Below are 19158 nucleotides of genomic sequence, written 5' to 3' on the forward strand. Positions count from 1 at the left end.
CGTCTCCCGTAAGTTCGCGGTTCAGCCCAGGTTACGACGTTACTGACGTGGTGCCAATAGCGCCCGCGGGCTTCGCCACCAGCATTGCACCGGCAATGGCCGCAGCAAAGACACCGAACAACGGCGCAAGCCACAACGGCAGCACGCCGACGGCCAGCGAGCCCAGCCCGAAGCCGCACGCCTGCACGGTGAACGACAGCGAGAACCCCGCCGACCTGCGGTTCTTCGGCAGCAGCCGCTGCAGGTTGACCGACGTCGCGGCCACGAGCGGGCCGGTGCACCCGCCGATCACGGCCACGGACGCGAGCAACCCCGGCCAGCCGAAGTCGCCCGCCAGGGCGAGTCCACCGAGGACGAACCCGCCGAGGAACAGCCGTGGGTCGCCGGTCTTGCCGCGCCAGGCGTACAGCGCGCTGCCCAGGATGCTCGCGCCGCTCAGCACCACGATCACGATCGGCGCGGCCGTCTCGGGCGCCCCGAGCCGCTGGACGAGCGGCAGCGGCGCGACCTCGATCGTCGACAACAGCAGTCCGACGGTGAACGCGCAGCACAGCCACGGCAGATAGCCACCGGCCCCGGGAGACGGCGCGGAATCCACCCGTTCGTGCTCGCCCCCGTGCCGCGGCACGAGCACGGCGGCGCACACGCAGGCGACGGCCATCGCGATGAGCGGGACGAGGGAACCGGCCAGGTCGAGCAGCGCGACCAGCGCCGGACCGCCGATGAGCACCCCCTCCAGCAGCATCGCGTCGACGGAGATGGCCCGCGGCAGCAGGTCGTCGTCGACGGTGTCGGCGAGCAGCGTCCGGAACCCGCCGGACAACGCGCCCGCCGCGATACCGGGCAGCAGGACCAGTGCGAGCAGCACAGCGTTCGGCGCGTCGGCGGACGCGGCGAACGCGAGCACCCCGAATCCGATGGCGGTCAGGAGCAGCAGCGCCGGCAGCCCGCGCGTGACGCCGACGCGGTCGATCAGCCGCCCGACCGGCACCGCCCCGGCCATCTCCGCGACGACGTAGACCGACATCAGCACGCCGCCGAGCCGGTACGAGCCGGTGGTGGCCGTGGTCAGCAGGGTGAACGCGAGCGGCGCCATGGTCGCCGGGAGCCGGGCGAGCTGGACGCCGGCCGACCAGCGCCAGTAGGCGCGATGGGTGAACAACGACATGTCAGCACGCTCTTACAGCGACGGTTTGCGCCATACTGATTCGGGCACGAGCGAATCGTGAGGTCGCCATGATCGAGCTGGTCCTGACCGCGGCCGGCAGCCAGCGCGTCCGCTTCGCGATCTCGCCGTTGGAAGAGGTGCTCGGCGCCGTCCAGACGCTGCTCGGCGTCCGCAGCCACCCGGCGCACCTGCCGTGGATCTCCGAAGCACCCGACCTCGACATCCCCGAGCTGGCGGCGGTCCTGAGCGCCCGGCACTACCTCACGGAGTTCCTCAGCCCGCCGCCCGAGGGGCCGGAGACAACAGCCGAGGCCCAGCTGCGCGTGGTCCGCGAAACCCCGCCGCACCAGGTCGCACTGGAGCTGGCGATGGTCGACGCCGACCTTTCGCTGCTGCCCGCCGACCCGGCGGCCGCGCGGGACCTGCTGGCCGACCAGCTCGAAACCGTCTGGAACGCGCTGTTCGCGCCGCAGTGGCCGAAGCTGCGCGAACTCTTGGCGGCCGACATCGCGTACCGGACGCGGCTGCTCGGTTCCGGAGGCATCGCCGCGATGCTGGCCGGGCTGCACCCGCAGGTGCGGCTGACCGGGACGTCGGTGCTCGTCGACGTCCGTTCCGACGAACGGCTCGAGATCGACTCCCGCGGGCTGCTGTTCATCCCGGCGGTGTTCGCGTGGCCGAACGTCGGGGTGGTGACCGTGCCGCCGTGGCAGGTCTCGCTGCTCTACCCCGCTCGCGGCGTCGCGTCCCTGTGGGCGTCCGCCACGGCGCCACCGGAACCGCTGGCCGAGGTGCTCGGCCGGACACGGGCGCTGCTGCTCGCGACCCTGGACGACCCCGCCGCGACGGCCGACCTCGCGCACCGCTTCGGGCTCGCTCCGGCGACGGTGTCGGCGCACCTGACCGCGTTGCGCGCGGCCGGGCTGCTGACGTCGGAGCGCACCGGGCACCGGGTCCTCTACCGGCGGACCGGACTCGGTGAGGCGTTGCTCCGCGGCGAACTCTGACTAGGCTGGAATCCGCCCACCCGTGAAGGAGATTCATCGATGCGTATCGTCCATTTCGGACACGCCTGCGTCCTGCTGGAGACCGGTTCCGAGCGGATCCTGATCGATCCCGGCGCGTTCTCCACGGACTTCGAGCGCGAGCGTGAGCTGTCCGCCGTGCTGATCACCCACCAGCACTTCGACCACCTCGACGTCGAGCGGCTGCCGAAGGTGCTCGAAGCCAATCCCGGCGCGAAGCTGATCGTCGACCCCGGTTCCGCGGAAGCCGTCGAAAAGCTGGGGGTCGAGTTCGACATCGCCAACGTCGGTGACGCGTTCGCGGTCGGCGACACCTCGATCAAGGCCGTCGGCGGCGAGCACGCCGTGATCCACAGTGACATCCCGACGATCCCGAACATTGGCTACGTCTTCGACGACGGCGCGTTCTTCCACCCCGGCGACTCGTTCTTCGTGCCCGAGCAGAAGATCGACGTCCTCGGCCTGCCGACCGGGGCGCCGTGGCTCAAGGCCGGCGAAGCGGTCGACTACCTGCGCGCGGTCGCTCCGCGGCTCGCCGTGCCGATCCACGAAGCCGTGCTGGCCAACCCGGCCCTGCACTACGGCCTGTTCGGGAACCTCGCGCCGGAAGGCACCGAGGTGAAGGTGCTCGACCGCGGCGGGCTCACCACCGTCTGAGCCGGGTGCGGCGTGCCCCTTCAGGGCCGCATCGCCGGGTCCGCCGGCACGCCGCACAATTCGGCCGCCTCTCGCCACAATTCCTCCTCTCGAACCTCGTCATACGACTCTTCGGACGACGACACGACCTCACCTCGGTCGAGGTAGGCCCCGGATTCGGCGGGCCGCGGCGCGCTCATGGCGGCCGCCAGTTTCACTCCCGCGGTCTGAGGGCTCGACGCGATCGGCGTCGCCCACAACAACGGCAGCAGGAACCGGAACCCGAAACGCTGGATCGCACTCGCGTCCCGGGCCAGACCCGTGCCGGGCACGAACCGCGGCGTGTAGGCGTAGACGTCGACGTCCGGTAGCCGCCTCGCGAGCGCGTGCACCAGGTACTGCACACCCAGCTTGCTGGTCGAATAGGCCCGGCGGCCCGCCGTGACGGTCTCCGCTTCCGGCCCGCTGTCCGGCCTCGCGAGGCTTCGCACATCGGTCCACCGTGGTGCCGGAACGAGGCCGAGGTTGTGCCGGAAGTCGCCGAAGTGCGATTCGCTGCCGGTCACGATGATCCGGGCACCCGGCTCGAACTGGTCGGACAGCAGGCGAATCAGCAGGTAGTTCGCCAGGACGTTGATCCCGAACGTGGCCTCGAAGCCGTCCACCGTGGCTTTCGTGGCCGACGCCATCTGCACGCCCGCGTTGGCCAGGAACCCGGTCAGCGGCGGGATCTCCTTCGCGGCGAGGCGTCGCCGCACGGTTTGCGCCGCCGCGCGCACCTCGGCGAGGGAACCGAGGTCGCAGGACACCGCCTGGACGTTCGGGTTCCCGGTCCGCGCGGCCAGGTCACGCGCGATCCGCCGCCCCGCGTCTCCGCGCACGGTGATCAGCAGCAGCTGGTCCGGGTGGTCCCGAAGCAGCCGTTCGGCCGCCGCCAGGCCGAGGCCCCGGGTCGCGCCGGACATCAGCAGTGTCCTCGTCGGTTCGGTCATGTCGTCACTCCGTCATCCGATCAGGTACTCGATTCGAATTGGTACTCAGTACCGTAGCGCACTCGATACCAGCTCCGCTAGGGTGGGGTCATGGAGCAACGCCCCTCGCTGCGGGAACGCAAGCAAAAACAAGCCCGCGAGCAGATCGTGGAAGCGGCCTTCGCGTTGTTCGCGGAACGCGGCTTCACCGAGGTCACGGTCTCGGACATCGCGGAGCGCGCGGAGGTTGGGCGTACGACGTTTTTCCGGTACTTCGGCGACAAGCAGGAGGTGGTGTTTTCGGACGAACAGCAGCTGCTGGATCACCTGGCGGAGCGGCAACGAGCACTGCCGGGCGAGGCGCCGCAGGATCTTTCGACCGCCCTCGAACAGGTCCGCGGGCTGGTGCTCGACGTGTGCGCCGAGGCCACGGCGGATGCCGAGCACTACGAAATGCACCAGCGGCTCCTGGAGCAGAACCCAGAGCTCAAAGACCGCAGTGCGCGGAAGATGCAGCGATTCGCCGAGGTGGGCGAGGCTGTCCTGCTGGAACGCGGCACACCCCGGGACGTCGCGGTGCTGGCGGCCCAGATCGCGGTCGCCTGCTACCAGGCCGGGAGCCGGCTCGCCGGGGCCAACGCTCCCGCACTGGCTCCGGCGGTCGACGTGGCCTTCGGACAGCTCGACGTGCTCCTGGACGCGCAGCCGGCGCACCGCGGGCATGACGATCAGGAGTCAAGGCGACCTCGCTCCCGGCTCTGAGCCGGGCGAAGATTGACAACTCCAGAGCGAAGCGGCGAACGGCGTCCCGCGAGACCGGTCAGGCAGCGACCGTGCGGAGCGAGCCGTAGGTCGCGCCGAACGCGCGGTTCTCCAGGGCGACGTCGACCGCGTCGAGGAGAGCCTGGCGGAGGCCGGGGCGGGTGAGGTCGGCGGCGTCGACGCCGAGCCGGACCAGCCCACCCTTCTTCGCCGCCCGCGCGGAAGCCAGCACCAGCGCGAAACAGCGGACCGTCTCCGTGCGCTGCGACTGGCTGGTGAACTCCTGCACACGGGCGCGGCGCACCTCGCCGGTGACGAGGTCGCGCACCGCGCCGAGGTCCGCGCACAGGCGGAAGCCGTGCTCGGACAGGGCCTGAAGCGTGCCCTGGGACGCGATCCAGCGTGGCGGTGCGAAGCCGTCGACGCTCAGGCCGGCGGAATCCAGCGCGGCCTTCGCGGCGATCAGCCGCAGCCGGGCCTCGTGTGCCGGGAGCGTCGCGAACTCGGCCTTCTTGCCCAGGTACACCGTGCGGTGCGTGGGCGTGACGACGTGGTCGTATCCGTGCAGCAGCACGGAATCACCACGGCGGGCGCGGGTGCGCACCCACTCGGTCACCGGGCCTTCGCCGGTGCGAGCGGCGTACAGCACCGAGAGCGGTACTTTGCGGCGGTCGAGCTCGGCCGCGAGATCGGCGCACCGGTGCAGCGTGCGCGGGGTGATGCCCGACAGCGAAACCAGCAACTGAGCGTCCACCCCATCATTGGGACGCACGCGTCTGACCGGCCCGTGAACTGCGCAGAACGAGCGGGCGTCGGTTGCCGGAAGGGTCAGACGCCCTCGCGCAGGCGCTGCACGGCCACGGCGATGCGGCCGCGCAGGTCGGGGTCGGAGACCTGGCCGTCGGCGACCACCGCGCGCGAAACGGGAATCCGCGCGCAGGCCTCGTCGACGATCTTGGCGCCCGCGTACGTCAGCACCTTGCGCAGCGAGTCGTGCGCGTCACGGCCGCCGGTCGGCGCCGCGACGGACGACGCGTTGATCCAGGCGACCGGCTTGCCGTAGATCTCGCCCCCGCCGACGGTCCAGTCGAGCAGGTTCTTGAACGAGCCCGGCAGGCCGCCGGCGTACTCCGGGGTGCAGATCAACACCGCGTCCGCGTCCTTGATGGCCGCCCGCAGCCCCGCGACGGCGGGGTGCAGCGGGTCGCGGTCGTCATCGGGGTTGAAGTGCGGGAGTTCGCCGAGCCCGGTGAACGTCGTGCTCTCCGTGAGGGTCGCGGCGGTCCCCAGTACCGCCGCATTGCCCGAGCCTGCTCGCAGGCTGCCGCAGATCAGCAGGATCACGCGGCCAGTCTGCCAGGGACAGCCCGGTGATGCGGTGATAAGCCTCGATGTAGCGGTCGCGCGTGGCGGTCACCACCTCCGGCGGCAACGGCGGCAGCTGGGACACGCAGTCCCAGCCGGACGCCGGGTCGGTCAGCCAGTCACGCACGTGCTGCTTGTCGAACGACGGCCGTGTGCGGCCGGGCCGGTGGCCGTCGGCGAGCCAGTAGCGCGCCGAGTCCGGCGTCAGCACCTCGTCGGCCAGCACCAGGCCGCCGTTCCTGCCGATGCCGAACTCGAACTTCGTGTCCGCCAGCAGCAGGCCCTGCTCCGCGGCCCGCGCGGCGCCGCGGCGGTACAGCTCGATCGACGCCTCCCGGACCTCCGCGGCGAGCGCTCGGCCGAGGATCGACGTGAACGTTTCGAAGTCGATGTTCTCGTCGGGCTCGCCGGGGCGGGCCTTGGTCGACGGCGTGAAGAGCGGCTCGGGCAGCCGGGCCGATTCGGCGAGCCGGGGTGGCAGCGGGATCCCGCACACGGCGCCGTCACGGCGGTAGTCCGCGTACCCGCGGCCGGTGAGGCAACCACGGACGACGGCCTCCACCGGCAGCATCTCGAGCCGTTCGACCAGCATGGCCCGGCCGCGGACGGCGTCGGGCACCCCGGGCCCGTCGCACGCGACGAGGTGGTTCGGCAGCACGTCGGCGAGCTCGCCGAACCAGAACACGCTCATCGCGGTGAGCACCCGTCCCTTGTCCGGGACGGGGGTGGCGAATACACGTTCAAAGGCCGAAATGCGGTCGGAAGCAACAATGAGGAGGCGGTCGTCGCCCGCGTCGTACAGGTCGCGGACTTTGCCGGTGGCGAGCTTGGGGTGTCTGGGGAGGGGTGTCACGCGCTGAACCCTAACGGGCACGCTCCGCCACCGAGGATGATGCTGGCATGGCGTACTCCTGGATCTCGGTTACCACCGACTACGGGCTGCGCGATGGCTTCGTGGCGGCCTGTCACGGCGTGATCGCGCGGCTGGCGCCCGCCGTGCGGGTCATCGACGTGACGCACGAAGTCCCACCCCAGGACGTCCGGCACGGGGCCATGGCGCTGGCGCAGACGGCGCCGTTCCTGCCGGAGGCCGTGCACGTCGCCGTGGTCGACCCGGGTGTCGGCACGGCGCGCCTCGGCGTGGTCGTCGTCGCCGGCGGCGGGCTGCTGGTCGGACCGGACAACGGCCTGCTGCTGCCGGCCGCGCAGGCACTCGGCGGGGTGCGGGCCGCGTACGAGCTGGCCGAGCCGTCGCTGCGGCTGTCCGTGACGTCGGCGACTTTCCACGGACGGGACGTCTTCGCGCCGGCGGCCGCGCACCTCGCGCTGGGTGTGTCGCCCGCGGACTTCGGCGACGCCGTCGAGACGCTGGCGGAGCTGCCCGAGCCGTTTGTGGCGGCGTTCCCGGGCAAGCTGGTGTCCGAGGTGCTGACGGTCGACCACTTCGGCAACGTCCAGCTCGCCGCGACCCCGGCCGACCTCGAGCTGAGCGGGCTGACCGGCGCGGTCTCGGTGCACAGCGAGCGGGTCGCGGTGACCACAGCGGTCGGGCGGACGTTCGCGGACGTGCCCGCCGGGGCGAGCGTGCTCTACACCGACTCGGCCGGCCGCCTCGCCGTCGCCGTCAACGGCGGTTCGGCAGCCGCCGTGCTCGGGCTGGGCCCGGCCCAGGAGTGCACGATCACCTCGTCGCCGACGGCCACCTGACCCGGCTGGAGTACGGCGGCCTTCATGCCGAACACCACCCCGCCGTCCGGGTGACGGCGGTAGCCGGCGAGGGTACGGATCGGCTCGGGACCGGCCTTCGCACCGGTCTCCTGGTCGACCATCGGCACGGTGCAGCGCACGCATTGCTTGGCGTACCCGAATTTCGCGGTGCCCACGGACATCACGCGAACGTCGTCCTCGCGGTGCGGCTCGGGCCAGCCGGAGAGGATCACGTTGGGCCGGAAGCGATCCATGGGTACGGGTTCGGCGCCCCGTTCAAGGATCCGGGCGTTCAGCTCGTCCAAAGAGGACTCCGAGGCGAGGAGGAGAGCGTGGCCGTCGGCGAACGCGGCCGTGCCCGGCGTCTCACCGCTGGTGACACGCTCGTGATCCGGCGCGACGCCGACCAGCACCGAGGGCAGGCCGAGGAGGTCCGAGAACCACTCGGCGGCCTCGGTGCCCTGGTGGACGCCGTCGCCGTGCCAGGAGAAGGTCGACGCCGGGTGCCGCGGGCCGTCGGGCCGGATGTCGAGGACGAGGTCTTCGACACCGGGCGCGGACAGCGCGAGCTGGTCGCCGAGCACCCGCGGCCGGACCGCGGCCAGCAGCGGATAACGCCGCTGGCTGCGGAAGTCGCCGTCCGGCGCGACGACCTGGAAGACCCGGTCGTGCGCCAGCCCGGCGGGCCCGACCTCGGCGACCGGCACCGAAGTGCCGGCACAGCCCTTGACGGGGTAGTAGGTCAGCCGCGCGATCCTCGCCATGCCCGCAGGCTACCGGCGCCCCGGAGGCCGCCGCGCCACCTTTTCCGCGCCCGCGGCTGCTGTGCCGCAGGGGTGAGGCCAGGGCTGTGACAGCCACCAGGTTCGCCCGCCGACGTTCCGGCGGCTGTCGCCTAGGGCCTGTATCGCAGTCGATTAGAGCCAATCGTTGATCGCGGCGATCTGGAGGGTGGCCTCGTAGCGGACGGCGAGCTTGTCATAGCGGGTGGCCACCCCGCAGTGGCGTTTGATGCCGCACTCCACCGCATGACGCTGCTTGTAGATCTCGGGGTCGAAGACCGGTGCCGACCGCCCTTCGCCCCCTTGGCCTTGCGATGCGTGTCCTGATCAGCCTTACTCGGAATGGTCGCCTTGACCCCGCGACCGCGCAGGTGAGCCCGGTTCGCTTTCGAGGTCGCCAGCACCCAATCAGGACGCGTTCGCGGCCGGCCACCACCCGGACGGGGCACCCGAATCCCGGCCAGGACCGCAACGAACTGCGGGCTGTCACCACCCTGCCCGGCGGTCAGCACGATCGACAACGGCTTCTGCCCCTGCTCACACCCCAGATGCGCCTTCGTGGTCCACCCGCCCCGCGACCGCCCCAAGGCGTGATCCTCCAGGCTCGACGGTGACCCCGCCCGGCGGCTCGGCCTGCAGATCCCCTTTTCCGCGCACCCGCCGCATGCTGATGCGCCCGCGCGATCGTGGAATCCACGCTGACATCCCACGTGATCCGCCCAGCCGCCTCAGCCGCGGCCTGCAACGCGGTCAGCATTCGCTGCCAGAGACCCGCGCGCTGCCACCGCTGGAACAACCCCATAAGCAGCCGCCCAGGACCCATACCCGACCGGCATGTCCCGCCACGGTGCGCCGGTGCGGACCCGCCACCGGATCCCGTCTGCTCCACAACGACGGCCGACCCGGCCGCGACGGCGCGGGCAGCAACGGCTCCAACGCTGCCCACTGCTCGTCGGTCAGGTCAAACCGCCTCCTCACCTCTAGGGTGTCCACGAGGTTTCCGGTGGTGTTCGGGTTCTTGGTCGACGAACCACCTACCGGAGACCTCACCCATGTCGGCCACCGACCCGCCCGACAGCGCCAACTCCAGCTCACCTTGCTTGAGACCACTTCGACACAGGCCCAAGGGGCGCACCGCCGGACCGCTGGGCCTCAGCAGCGTCAAGCACCCAGTCGGGCCCCCGTCGACGAGCGTCAGAGCACCTGCGAGAGGAAGTGCTGCAGCCGGGGGCTCTCCGGCTCGTCGAAAAGCTGGGCCGGCGAGCCCTGCTCCACGATCCTGCCCGCGTCCATGAACGCGACCTCGTCGGCGACGCTGCGGGCGAAGCCCATCTCGTGCGTGACCACGATCAGCGTCAGGCCGCGCTCGGCCAGGCCCGCCATCAGGGTCAGCACGCCCTTGACCAGCTCCGGGTCGAGGGCGCTCGTGGCCTCGTCGAAGAGCATCACCTCGGGCTCCATCGCCAGGGCCCGCGCGATCGCGACGCGCTGCTGCTGGCCGCCCGACAGGGCGCTCGGCCGGTACGGCGCCTTGTCGGCCAGGCCGACGTCCGCCAGCCGGGCGCGGGCGATCGCCGACGCTTCCTCCTTGCTCAGCTTCTTCACGCTGCGCAGCGGCAGCACGATGTTGTCCAGCACGCTCCGGTGGCCGAAGAGGTTGAAGTGCTGGAACACCATGCCGACCCGCTGGCGCAGCGCGTCCGGGTCGGACCTGATCACGGACTCGCCGTCGAGCAGCAGGTCGCCGGAGTCCGGCTCCTGCAGGCGGTTCACGCACCGCAGGAGCGTCGACTTGCCGGAGCCGGACGGCCCGATCACGCAGGTCGTCTTCCCGCTTTCGACCTTGAGGTCCACACCCCGCAGGACTTCCAGCGTGCCGAAGCTGACGTGGATGTCCCGCAGCTCCACACTGGACGAACGCACCGCCGCCGTCGTCGTCACAACGAGACCGCCCTTCCGCCGGCGCCGAGTTCCACCGCGTCGCCCTCGTCCGGGTCGTCGGCGCGCACCTTGCGCCCGGTCCGGAGCTTCTTGTCGATGTAGTTCACCAGGTGTGTCAGCGGCACGGTGATCACCAGGTAGACGAACCCGGCGGCGACCAGCGGCGACAGGTTGCCGGTGTTGGCCGCGAGGTCCTGCCCGATCCGGAACAGCTCGCGCTGCTCGGACAGCAGGCCGAGGAAGTACACCAGGCTGGAGTCCTTGACCAGCGAGATGAACTGGTTGACCAGGGCCGGCAGCACCCGCCGCACGCCCTGCGGGATGACGACGAGCAGCATCGCCTTGCTGTAGGTCATCCCGAGCGCGCGACTGGCCTCCAACTGTCCTTTTTCGACACTCTGGATGCCGGCCCGGAAGATCTCGCCGATGTAGGCGGCGGCGATCAGGCTCAGCGCCAGGATGCCCAGCGGGTACGGGTTGGTGCCGACGACGTCGCGGGCGAGCGTGCCGAGACCCTGGCCGATCACGAGGATGGTCAGGATCGCCGGCAGGCCGCGGAAGATGTCGGTGTACAGCCGGGCCGGCCAGCGCAGCCACGCCTTGGTGGACAGGCCCATCACCGCGACGACCATGCCGAGCACCGTGCCGATCACCGCGGAGGTGAACGCCAGGATCAGCGTGTTGAGCAGGCCCGTCTTCAGCAGGTCGGGGAAGACCTGCCAGATGTACTCCCAGTCGAGGAAGGTGCTGAAGAACTGGTCCATCGCCGGGTTACTGCCCCGCCTTGAATTCCGCCGGCACCGGCGCGGTGGGCTCGAACTGGTCGTGCACCTTCACCCAGGTGCCGTCCGCGATGACCTTCTTCAGGCCGTCGTTGATCTTGCCGATCAGGTCGTTGTTGCCCTTCTTGAAGGCGAACCCGTGCGGGATGGTCGTGGTGATCGCCTTGGTCACCTTGAGCTTCGCGTCCGGGTTGTTCTTCGCGTAGTCCTCGGCGGTCGCCTGGTCGAACACGGCGCCGTCGACCGAGCCCGTCTTGAGGGCGCTCAGGGCGGCCGCGTCGTTCGGGAACCGGACGGCCTGCGCGGTCGGCGCGTTCGAGCCGAGCCAGGTGTCGGACACCGTGCCCTGGACGACGCCGATCCGCTTGCCCGCCAAGGAGTTCTCGTCGGTGATGCCGGCGGTTTCCTTGGCCTCGATGCCGAGCGACTGGTAGTTGTACGGCGCCGAGAAGTCGACGGTCTTCTTGCGGGCGTCGGTCTGCGAGATCGCGGAGCTGCCGATGTCGAAGGTGCCGTTCGCGACCTGGCCGAGCAGCGCGGAGAAGTCCGTCGCGACGAATTCGAGCTTGAGGCCCTCCTTCTGCGCGATGGCCTTGAGGAGCTCGTTGTCGAACCCGGTGAAGTTCCCGTTCTCCTGGTAGGCGTTCGGCTTCGAGTCGCTCAGCGTGCCGACGCGCAGCGTGCTCGATCCGCTGTCCGAGCCCCCGCCACATGCCGTGAGCGCGGCCAGCAGCGTCGCGGTGAGCGCCGTGACCAGTGTCTTCTTCATGCTTCTCCTAACCCTGGAACCCGGCCGGCACCGGAGCGGTCGGCAGGAACTGCTGGTGCAGCTTAAGCCAGGTGCCGTCGGAGATCACCTGCTTGAGCCCGGTGTCGATCTTGCCGAGCAGGTCCGCGTTGCCCTTCTTGACCGCGAAGCCGTGCGGCACGTCCGTGACGAAGCTCTTCACGACGACGAGCTTGGCGTCCGGGTTGTCGGTGACGTTCTTCTCGGCGATGCTCTGGTCCAGGATGTACGCGTCGACGGCGCCGGTCTTCAACGCGGTCAACGCGGCGGCGTAGTCGGGGAAGCGCACGGCCTGCGCGGTCGGCACCGTCGTGCCGAGCCAGTGGTCGCCGACGGTCGCCTGGATGACGGCGACGCGCTTGCCCGCCAAGGCCTTCTCGTCGGTTACCGGCGTGCCCTGCTTGGCCTGGATGCTCATGGTCTCGAAGTCGTAGGCCGCCGAGAAGTCGACGGTCTTCTTCCGCTCGTCGGTCTGCGCGATCGCCGAGCTGGCGATGTCGTAACGACCGGACGCGACCTGCCCGAGCAGGGCGGAGAAGTCCGTCGCGGCGAACTCCAGCTTCAGGTTCTGCTTGGCCGCGATGGCCTTGAGCAGTTCGTTGTCGAAGCCGGTGTAGTTGCCGTCCTTCAGGAAGACGTTCGGCGGTGCGTCGGAGAGCGTGCCGACACGCAACGTCGAGGAGGCACTGTCCGAGTTGCCACCGCCGCACGCGGTGAGGACGGCGACGAGCGTGGCGGTGAGAGCGGTGACGATCAGCTTCTTCATGTCACGCGCCCAGGTTCTTCACGGGCAGGCCGGGGCCACCCTGTTGCAGTTCCTTCGACAACGGCGTCGTCTTGTAGAACTGGCCGTAGATGCGGGCCACCGAGCCGTCCGCGATGGCCTTGGCGAGGCCGTCGTTCAGCTTCTTCAGCAGGTCCGGGTTGGTCTTGGCCACCGCGAACGCCGACGGCGTGTCCTTGTCCTCGACGGTGTAGCCGAGCTCCAGCGGCACCGCCGGGTTCTGGTCGAGGTACTTCTGGCCGATGTCCTGCGGCACGACCCAGCCGTCCAGCGTGCCGTTCTTCAGCTGCGCGAAACCCGCGTTGTAGTCGGGGAAGCGAACGACCTGCGCGCCGGCGGTCTTGCCCGCGAACTCGTCCTGCACCGAACCCTGGACGACGCCGAGCCGCTTGCCCGCGAACGCCGCCGGGTCCTTGAGGTTCGCGCCCTTCTTGGTCACGATCGTCGTGAAGCCGGTGTTGTAGCCGTTGGAGAACGAGACCGTCTTCTTGCGCGCCTCGGTGCTGGAGATCGTCGAGCTGCCGATGTCGAACTTGCCCGTCGCGACGCCGGCCAGCAGGCCGGAGAACTCGGTGCCGACGAACTCGACCTCGAAGCCTTCACGCTTCGCGATGTCGCGCAGCAGCTCGTTGTCGTAGCCGGTGAACCGGCCGTTCTCCAGGTAGATCGACGGCGGGGCGTCGCTCAGCGTGCCGACGCGCAGGGTGGTCGACCCCGCGTCGGAGCCACCGCAGGCGGCGAGGGTCAACGTCAGCGCGCCCGCGGTCAGGGCGGCGGCGATTGTGGACAGCGTGGATCTCATCGCTTCTTCCATGGTGAGGACAAGCGCTTCGCAGCGCTCCGTGGTCAGCGATCGAGATTAGGGATTTCGCCCGTTCGTGTGGCTTTGTTCCAGTCCGTGGACTCGTGCGTCAGCTCACAGGATCGGCTGGGGCGCGTAGCCCGCCGCCTCCGGGAAACGCTCGAGAACCTCTTCGACGCGCGCCCGCAGCTGCTCGACCTGGCGCCCGGCCGTGCCGGTGAACGAGATGCGGTCGGCGAGGAGTTTGTCCAGCTCACCGCGGTCGAGCGGGATGCGCTCGTCGGCGGCGAAGCGGTCGAGGAGGTCGTTCTCGGCGCGGCCTTCCCGCATCTCCAGCGCGACGGCGACCGAGTGCTCCTTGATGGCTTCGTGGGCCGTCTCACGTCCGACACCCGCGCGGACCGACGCCATGAGCACCTTGGTCGTGGTGAGGAACGGCAGGTAGCGATCAAGCTCACGCTCGATGACGGCCGGGAAGGCCCCGAACTCGGCCAGCACCGTGAGGAACGTCTCCAGCAGGCCGTCGAGCGCGAAGAACGCGTCCGGGAGCGCGACGCGGCGGACGACGGAGTCGGAGACGTCACCCTCGTTCCACTGGTCGCCGGCCAGCTCGCCGATCATCGACAGGTACCCGCGGAGCACGACGGCGAGGCCGTTGACGCGCTCGCACGAGCGGGTGTTCATCTTGTGCGGCATGGCGGACGAGCCGACCTGGCCGGGCTTGAAGCCCTCGGTGACGAGCTCGTGGCCGGCCATCAGCCGGATCGTCTTGGCCAGGCTGGACGGCGCCGCCGCGACCTGGACCACAGTGGACAGCACGTCGAAGTCGAGCGAGCGCGGGTAGACCTGGCCGACGCTGACGAACCGGCGGTTGAAGCCGAGGTGCTGCATCACGCGGTCTTCGAGCTCGTCCAAAGTGGACTCGTCGCCGAGCAGGTCGAGCATGTCCTGCGCGGTGCCGACCGGGCCCTTGATACCGCGCAGCGGGTAGCGGCCGATGAGGTTGTCGAGCCGCTCGAAGGCGACCAGCAGCTCGTCGGCGGCCGTGGCGAACCGCTTGCCGAGGGTGGTGGCCTGCGCGGCGACGTTGTGCGAGCGCCCGGCCATCACGGTGTCGGCGTGCTCGACGGCGAGCGCGGCCAGCCGGGCCAGCACGGCGGCGACGCGGGTGCGGACCAGCTCCAGCGAACGGAGCTGCTGCAGCTGCTCGACGTTCTCGGTGAGGTCGCGCGAGGTCATGCCCTTGTGGATGTGCTCCTGGCCGGCGAGCTCGCTGAACTCCTCGATGCGCGCCTTGACGTCGTGACGGGTGACCCGCTCCCGGGCCGCGATCGACTCGAGGTCGACCTGGTCGACGACGCGCTCGTAGTCCTCGACGACGCCGTCGGGCACGTCGACGCCGAGGTCCTTCTGCGCCCGGAGGACGGCGAGCCAGAGCTGGCGCTCCAGCACGACCTTGTACTCCGGCGACCAGAGCGAGACCAGCTCCGGCGAGGCGTAGCGGGCGGCGAGCACGTTCGGAATGCGGGGCTTGTCCGTCACGGCTTCACGATACCTGTGCAGGTGGCGGCCCCGGGCGGGGCCGCCACCGCGACCGGTCAGCCGCTGTAGGGCACGGCCCGGACGTCCGACGCCTTCACGTAGACGAGCCGGTGGTTGTACGAGATCTGGAAGTACGTCGTGCCGCCGGTGACGAGCGTGTGGTTGGCCGGCACGCCCGCCGGGTCGAACCGCGCGTAGTAGTTCTCCGCCCGGAACGAACCGGTCGCCAGGTAGTTCTGGCCCGCGGGCAGCGTCCACGGGATCGGGGCGACCGTCCACGTCGCGTCGAACGGGATCGTGGCCGGGTAGTCGGTCTGTTCGGGGAAGGCGCGCCCGTACAGCGGGACCGAGGAGACGCCGTCCGGCGCGGTCAGCAGCAGGCCGCGGCCGGGGACCGTCGAGCGGTGTCCCGGGTTGTCGAACCACGCCTGCTGCCCGCCGTACCAGATGGCCGTCCAGTCGCCCTGCTGTCCGGCGAGCGCGTACGAGCGGCCCGTGACGGCCTTGTCGCTCCAGTCGTCGATCGCGGTCGTGCCGGGCGAGCCGTCCGGGTGCACGACGGGGTCGGTGATCAGCGGGGACGCGGCGTCCGGCGCGGTGTGCAGGGGCACGAAGTTCGCTCCGTGCGCCGGCAGCGGTGTGCAGGTCGTGCCGGTGCAGGACGTCATCTCGGGCTGGTTGGTCGCGTAGTCCGGATTGATCGTCACGACCTGGCTCGCCGGGCCGCCGGTGGCCTTGATCGGCGCGCCCAGCAGGTCCATGTAGTGCGCCCAGTCCCAGTAGGGCCCCGGATCCCAGTGCGCGGCCGCGAAGTTGCTCGTGCGCTCCCGCGAGATGTCCTCGTGGCCCAGGATGTGCTGCCGGTCCAGCGGGATGTGGTACTTCGCGGCCAGGAACTTCACGAGGTCCGCGGACGCGCGGTACATCTGCTCGGTGTACCAGGTGCCGCCCTCGGTCGCGATGCCTTCGTGCTCGATGCCGATCGAGTGCTCGTTCATCGTCCAGTTGCCGGCGTGCCAGGCGACGTCCTTGGTCGGCACCATCTGCGTGACCTGGCCGTCGGACGAGCGGATCACGTAGTGCGAGCTGGACCCGCTCGACGCCTTCTGGAACGTGGCGATGGCCTGGTCGTACGGGCTCACCGTGCTGCCGGGCAGGGTTTCGGTGTCGTGGATGACGATGTACTGGATCTGCTGGCCGTCGTCCGGCCGGTTCGCGGGGTCGTAGTTGCCGTAGTTGTTGGGGTTGGTGTGGTCCGCGGACGACCAGTCGTAGGCCGCCGGGACGAACCGGCAGTCGAGGTTGGTGGGACATTCCGGGGTGGGAGTGTCAGCCGCGTGCGCGGTGACTGGGACCGCGGCCGAGATCGCCAGCGCGAACGCCGCGACGACAAGACTTCTGACAGTGGAGGTCACGCGCCAACCGTGGCACGGATGGTCAGCGCGGTCGAGCCTGCCGGCGCCAAAGTGGTCAGTGGGCCGAGAACTTCCAGCTCGACGATGCGCGCCGGCGGGTCGAGATCACCCAGCTCCTTCAGCGGCGACGGGAGCGGGTGCTCCAGCCAGATCTCCAGCGGCGAGCCCTCGTCCGGGTACTCGCCGGTCGGGTCGACGTCGAAGGAGAGGGTCAAGCCGCCGTACGAAACCCAGCCCGCGGTGCCCGGCACACCCAGCTTGCCGACGACGTCCTGCGCCGGCACGACCAGCCGGTCACCGTCCACTGTGTACTCCGGCGTGCCCGTCCCGGCCACCAGCGCGACCACGTCGGGACGCCTGAGACCCGCGGTGACCGAGCCGCCGCCGGGCAGCTGGGTCACGTTCCACAACGCCCAGCGGACCTCGCGCGAGGAGACGTTCTCCGCGCGCAGGTCCAGCCGGTAGCCGTCGTCGAGGATCGTGACGGCCCGCGTGAACCGCAGGCCGGTGCGCGGGTCCGGCACGCTGGTCATGGTGACCGTGTCGCCGTCGGCGGCCACGGAGTACGGGCCGGAGTCCAGCACCGGGTCCGGCGGGCCCGCCCACTCGTCCGGGCCGGACCAGCCCTGCGGCGCGGGCCAGGTCTTGTCGCCGCCGTAGTTGACCCAGTCGCCCATCCGGCCGGAGTTCGGGGCGTACTCGCCGCGCAGGTCGTCGTCCAGGTGCTCGGGGTTGCGCCACAGCAGCTCGGCACCGCGGTGGCGCACCGACAGCAGCCGGCCGCCCAGCTCCGGGACCAGGCCGAGCCGCAGGTCGCCGTGGTCGAGCCAGGTCACCATTCGGCGAGGCCGCCGTCGTCGTGGCGCCACACCGGCGAGCGCCAGGCGTGCCCGATCTCGGCCGCGCGGCGGACGGCGGCTTCGTCGACCTCGATGCCGAGGCCCGGGCCGAGCGGGCGGGCCGCGTACCCGTCCTGGAAGGTGAAGATCGACGGGTCGAGGAGGTAGGCGTGCTCGCTGCCCTCGTGGTAGTGCATGCCGACACTCTGTTCCTGGATCAGGAAGTTCGGTGTCGCGAACGCGACCTGCAGCGACGCCGCCAGCGAGATCGGCCCGAGCGGGCAGTGCGGTGCGAGCGAGGCGCCGTACATCTCGGCCAGCGCGCCGATCCGCCGCAGCTCGGAGATGCCACCGGCGTGTGACGGGTCCGGCTGCAGGACCGCGACCCCGGCGTCGAGCACCGGCTTGAACTCCCAGCGCGAGTACAGCCGCTCGCCGACCGCGATCGGCACGGTCGACGCCTCGACGACCGAGCGCAGCGCGCCGCCCTGCGTCTCCGGCAGGATCGGCTCCTCGACGAACATCGGCTGGACGTCCTCGAGGAGCTTCACCAGCCGCCGCGCCATCGCGGGTGAGACGCGGCCGTGGAAGTCGATCGCGAGGTCGCGGTCCGGCCCGAGGGCCTCCCGCGCTTCCCACGCGCGCGCCACCGCCGCGTCGGCTTCGCGCGGTGACGCGATCGCCGTCAACGGCCCGGCGACGTTCATCTTCACGGCCGTGAATCCCGCTTCGACCTGCGCGGTCACGGCTTCGCGGATGCCGGAGGGCCGGTCGCCGCCGACCCAGCTGTAGACCCGGACGCGGTCGCGGACCGGGCCGCCGAGCAGCTCGTGCACCGGGGCGTTGCGGACCTTGCCGGCGATGTCCCACAGCGCGTGGTCGAACCCGGCCAAGGCACTCGAAAGCACCGGCCCGCCGCGGTAGAACCCGCCGCGGCGCAGCACCTGCCAGTGGTCCTCGATCCGCAGCGGGTCCTGGCCGATGAGCAGCTCGGACAGCTCGTGCACGGCCGCGCGCACGGTCTCCGCGCGGCCCTCGACCACGGGTTCGCCCCAGCCGCTGATGCCCTCGTCCGTGCTGACCTTGAGGAACAGCCAGCGCGGGGCGACCAGAAACGTTTCAATGCCGGTGATCTTCACCCGTGTCCCCCATCTACGCGGAATCCTTGGCGGCGGACCAGCCGCCGTCGACGGTCAGCTCGGCCCCGGTGACGAACGACGCGGCGTCCGAGAGCAGGAAGGCGATCACGTCCGCCACCTCCGCCGGCTTGCCGAGCCGCCCGGCCGGCGTGGCGCGGGCACTGCGCTCGCGGTCCTCGGGCGAGATGCGGTTCCAGGCCTCGGTCAGCACCGGCCCCGGCAGCACGGAGTTGACGCGGACGGCCGGCGCGTATTCCACGGCCAGCTGCCGGGCCAGCGCGACCAGCGCGCCCTTGCTGGCGGCGTACGCGGGGTGACCCGGCAGGCCGAAGTGCGCGTGCACCGACGAGACGAGCACGACCGCGCCGCGCCGGGCCCGCAGCGAGGGCAGGCAGGCTTTCAAGGCGAGGTACGTGCCGGTCAGGTTGACGTCGAGCTGCCGCTGCCACTGCGCGCGGTCGATCTCGTGCAGCGGGCCGACGCTGGGCACGTAGGCGTTGCTGACCAGGGCGTCCACCTCGCCGATGGCCGCCCAGGTCGTCTCGTCGGTGACGTCGCCCCGGACCGGGGTGACGCCGCCGGGGAGTTCGGCGATGTCCACGCCGAGCACGCGGTAGCCGTCGTCGAGCAGTTTCCGGGCGGTCGCCGCCCCGATCCCGGACGCCGCACCGGTCACCACCGCAGTCCGCGTGGACATCGCCTCTCCCGTTC

The 19158-nt window shown here is 70.7% G+C and carries 20 protein-coding genes and 1 pseudogene; 4 read left to right on the forward strand and 17 right to left on the reverse strand.

Annotated elements, in window-relative coordinates:
- Positions 1-31 precede the first annotated feature (31 nt).
- The gene (locus tag ACGFMK_RS08125) at positions 32-1168 is read right to left on the reverse strand and encodes an MFS transporter (RefSeq protein WP_392759533.1); all 1137 of its coding nucleotides are present in this window, start codon (positions 1166-1168) and stop codon (positions 32-34) included.
- 68 nt (positions 1169-1236) lie between these two features.
- Between ACGFMK_RS08125 and ACGFMK_RS08130 the strand changes: the two genes are divergently transcribed.
- The gene (locus ACGFMK_RS08130) at positions 1237-2175 is read left to right on the forward strand and encodes a DUF5937 family protein (protein WP_392759535.1); all 939 of its coding nucleotides are present in this window, start codon (positions 1237-1239) and stop codon (positions 2173-2175) included.
- A gap of 39 nt (positions 2176-2214) precedes the next feature.
- Complete coding sequence (locus ACGFMK_RS08135) at positions 2215-2850, forward strand: MBL fold metallo-hydrolase (RefSeq protein WP_392759537.1); 636 nt, start codon at positions 2215-2217, stop codon at positions 2848-2850.
- 20 nt (positions 2851-2870) lie between these two features.
- Here the strand turns inward: ACGFMK_RS08135 and ACGFMK_RS08140 are convergent, their stop codons facing one another.
- Entirely contained in the window at positions 2871-3821 is a 951-nt protein-coding gene (locus tag ACGFMK_RS08140) for an SDR family NAD(P)-dependent oxidoreductase (RefSeq protein WP_392759539.1), read from the reverse strand.
- Positions 3822-3911: 90 nt separating this feature from the next.
- Between ACGFMK_RS08140 and ACGFMK_RS08145 the strand changes: the two genes are divergently transcribed.
- Positions 3912-4562: a TetR/AcrR family transcriptional regulator gene (locus ACGFMK_RS08145; RefSeq protein ID WP_392759541.1), complete on the forward strand. Its 651-nt coding sequence runs from the start codon at positions 3912-3914 to the stop codon at positions 4560-4562.
- A 58-nt stretch (positions 4563-4620) separates the two neighbouring features.
- Here the strand turns inward: ACGFMK_RS08145 and ACGFMK_RS08150 are convergent, their stop codons facing one another.
- From ACGFMK_RS08150 to ACGFMK_RS08160, 3 genes are all read right to left on the reverse strand, one after another.
- Positions 4621-5316, reverse strand: a complete 696-nt coding sequence (locus ACGFMK_RS08150; protein ID WP_392759543.1) for a DUF2334 domain-containing protein — start codon at positions 5314-5316, stop codon at positions 4621-4623.
- Between the two features lie 74 nt (positions 5317-5390).
- Entirely contained in the window at positions 5391-5882 is a 492-nt protein-coding gene (locus tag ACGFMK_RS08155) for an NADPH-dependent FMN reductase (RefSeq protein WP_392760093.1), read from the reverse strand.
- Positions 5776-6780: a phosphoribosylaminoimidazolesuccinocarboxamide synthase gene (locus ACGFMK_RS08160; protein ID WP_392759545.1), complete on the reverse strand. Its 1005-nt coding sequence runs from the start codon at positions 6778-6780 to the stop codon at positions 5776-5778. The genes ACGFMK_RS08155 and ACGFMK_RS08160 overlap by 107 nt, the downstream gene beginning before the upstream one ends.
- Positions 6781-6827: 47 nt before the next feature.
- Here ACGFMK_RS08160 and ACGFMK_RS08165 point away from each other — a divergent pair, with 47 nt between their 5' ends.
- Positions 6828-7634: an S-adenosyl-l-methionine hydroxide adenosyltransferase family protein gene (locus ACGFMK_RS08165; protein WP_392759546.1), complete on the forward strand. Its 807-nt coding sequence runs from the start codon at positions 6828-6830 to the stop codon at positions 7632-7634.
- Here the strand turns inward: ACGFMK_RS08165 and ACGFMK_RS08170 are convergent.
- The 12 genes and pseudogenes from ACGFMK_RS08170 to ACGFMK_RS08225 all read right to left on the reverse strand — a co-directional run bounded on the left by ACGFMK_RS08170 (position 7517) and on the right by ACGFMK_RS08225 (position 19144).
- A complete protein-coding gene (locus tag ACGFMK_RS08170) occupies positions 7517-8398 on the reverse strand; it encodes an MOSC domain-containing protein (protein WP_392759547.1) in 882 nt (293 codons plus the stop codon). The two genes, ACGFMK_RS08165 and ACGFMK_RS08170, sit on opposite strands and share 118 nt — an antisense overlap.
- Before the next feature lie 153 nt (positions 8399-8551).
- Positions 8552-9394, reverse strand: a pseudogene (locus tag ACGFMK_RS08175) (IS5 family transposase).
- Between the two features lie 216 nt (positions 9395-9610).
- Entirely contained in the window at positions 9611-10357 is a 747-nt protein-coding gene (locus tag ACGFMK_RS08180; RefSeq protein WP_392759549.1) for an amino acid ABC transporter ATP-binding protein, read from the reverse strand.
- Positions 10354-11121: an amino acid ABC transporter permease gene (locus ACGFMK_RS08185; protein WP_392759550.1), complete on the reverse strand. Its 768-nt coding sequence runs from the start codon at positions 11119-11121 to the stop codon at positions 10354-10356. Before ACGFMK_RS08185 ends, ACGFMK_RS08180 begins: the two co-directional genes overlap by 4 nt.
- A 7-nt stretch (positions 11122-11128) precedes the next feature.
- Positions 11129-11908 (reverse strand): ABC transporter substrate-binding protein, encoded by a 780-nt coding sequence (locus ACGFMK_RS08190; RefSeq protein WP_392759552.1) that lies wholly within the window; start codon positions 11906-11908, stop codon positions 11129-11131.
- A gap of 7 nt (positions 11909-11915) precedes the next feature.
- Complete coding sequence (locus ACGFMK_RS08195; protein WP_392759554.1) at positions 11916-12692, reverse strand: transporter substrate-binding domain-containing protein; 777 nt, start codon at positions 12690-12692, stop codon at positions 11916-11918.
- A gap of 1 nt (position 12693) precedes the next feature.
- The gene (locus ACGFMK_RS08200; RefSeq protein WP_392759555.1) at positions 12694-13512 is read right to left on the reverse strand and encodes a substrate-binding periplasmic protein; all 819 of its coding nucleotides are present in this window, start codon (positions 13510-13512) and stop codon (positions 12694-12696) included.
- A 114-nt stretch (positions 13513-13626) separates the two neighbouring features.
- Entirely contained in the window at positions 13627-15054 is a 1428-nt protein-coding gene (gene purB / locus ACGFMK_RS08205; RefSeq protein WP_392759557.1) for an adenylosuccinate lyase, read from the reverse strand.
- Between the two features lie 56 nt (positions 15055-15110).
- A complete protein-coding gene (locus ACGFMK_RS08210) occupies positions 15111-16469 on the reverse strand; it encodes an N-acetylmuramoyl-L-alanine amidase (protein ID WP_392759559.1) in 1359 nt (452 codons plus the stop codon).
- Positions 16466-17308, reverse strand: coding sequence for a DUF4380 domain-containing protein (locus ACGFMK_RS08215; RefSeq protein ID WP_392759560.1), 843 nt, complete (start codon positions 17306-17308; stop codon positions 16466-16468). The genes ACGFMK_RS08210 and ACGFMK_RS08215 overlap by 4 nt, the downstream gene beginning before the upstream one ends.
- Positions 17302-18447: a galactonate dehydratase gene (gene dgoD / locus ACGFMK_RS08220; protein ID WP_392759562.1), complete on the reverse strand. Its 1146-nt coding sequence runs from the start codon at positions 18445-18447 to the stop codon at positions 17302-17304. Before dgoD ends, ACGFMK_RS08215 begins: the two co-directional genes overlap by 7 nt.
- A gap of 13 nt (positions 18448-18460) precedes the next feature.
- On the reverse strand, positions 18461-19144 hold the full coding sequence (locus tag ACGFMK_RS08225; protein WP_392759564.1) for an SDR family NAD(P)-dependent oxidoreductase: 684 nt from the start codon (positions 19142-19144) through the stop codon (positions 18461-18463).
- Between the last annotated feature and the right edge of the window lie 14 nt (positions 19145-19158).

The sequence above is a fragment of the Amycolatopsis sp. NPDC049252 genome, assembly GCF_043197175.1.
Lineage (GTDB): Bacteria > Actinomycetota > Actinomycetes > Mycobacteriales > Pseudonocardiaceae > Amycolatopsis.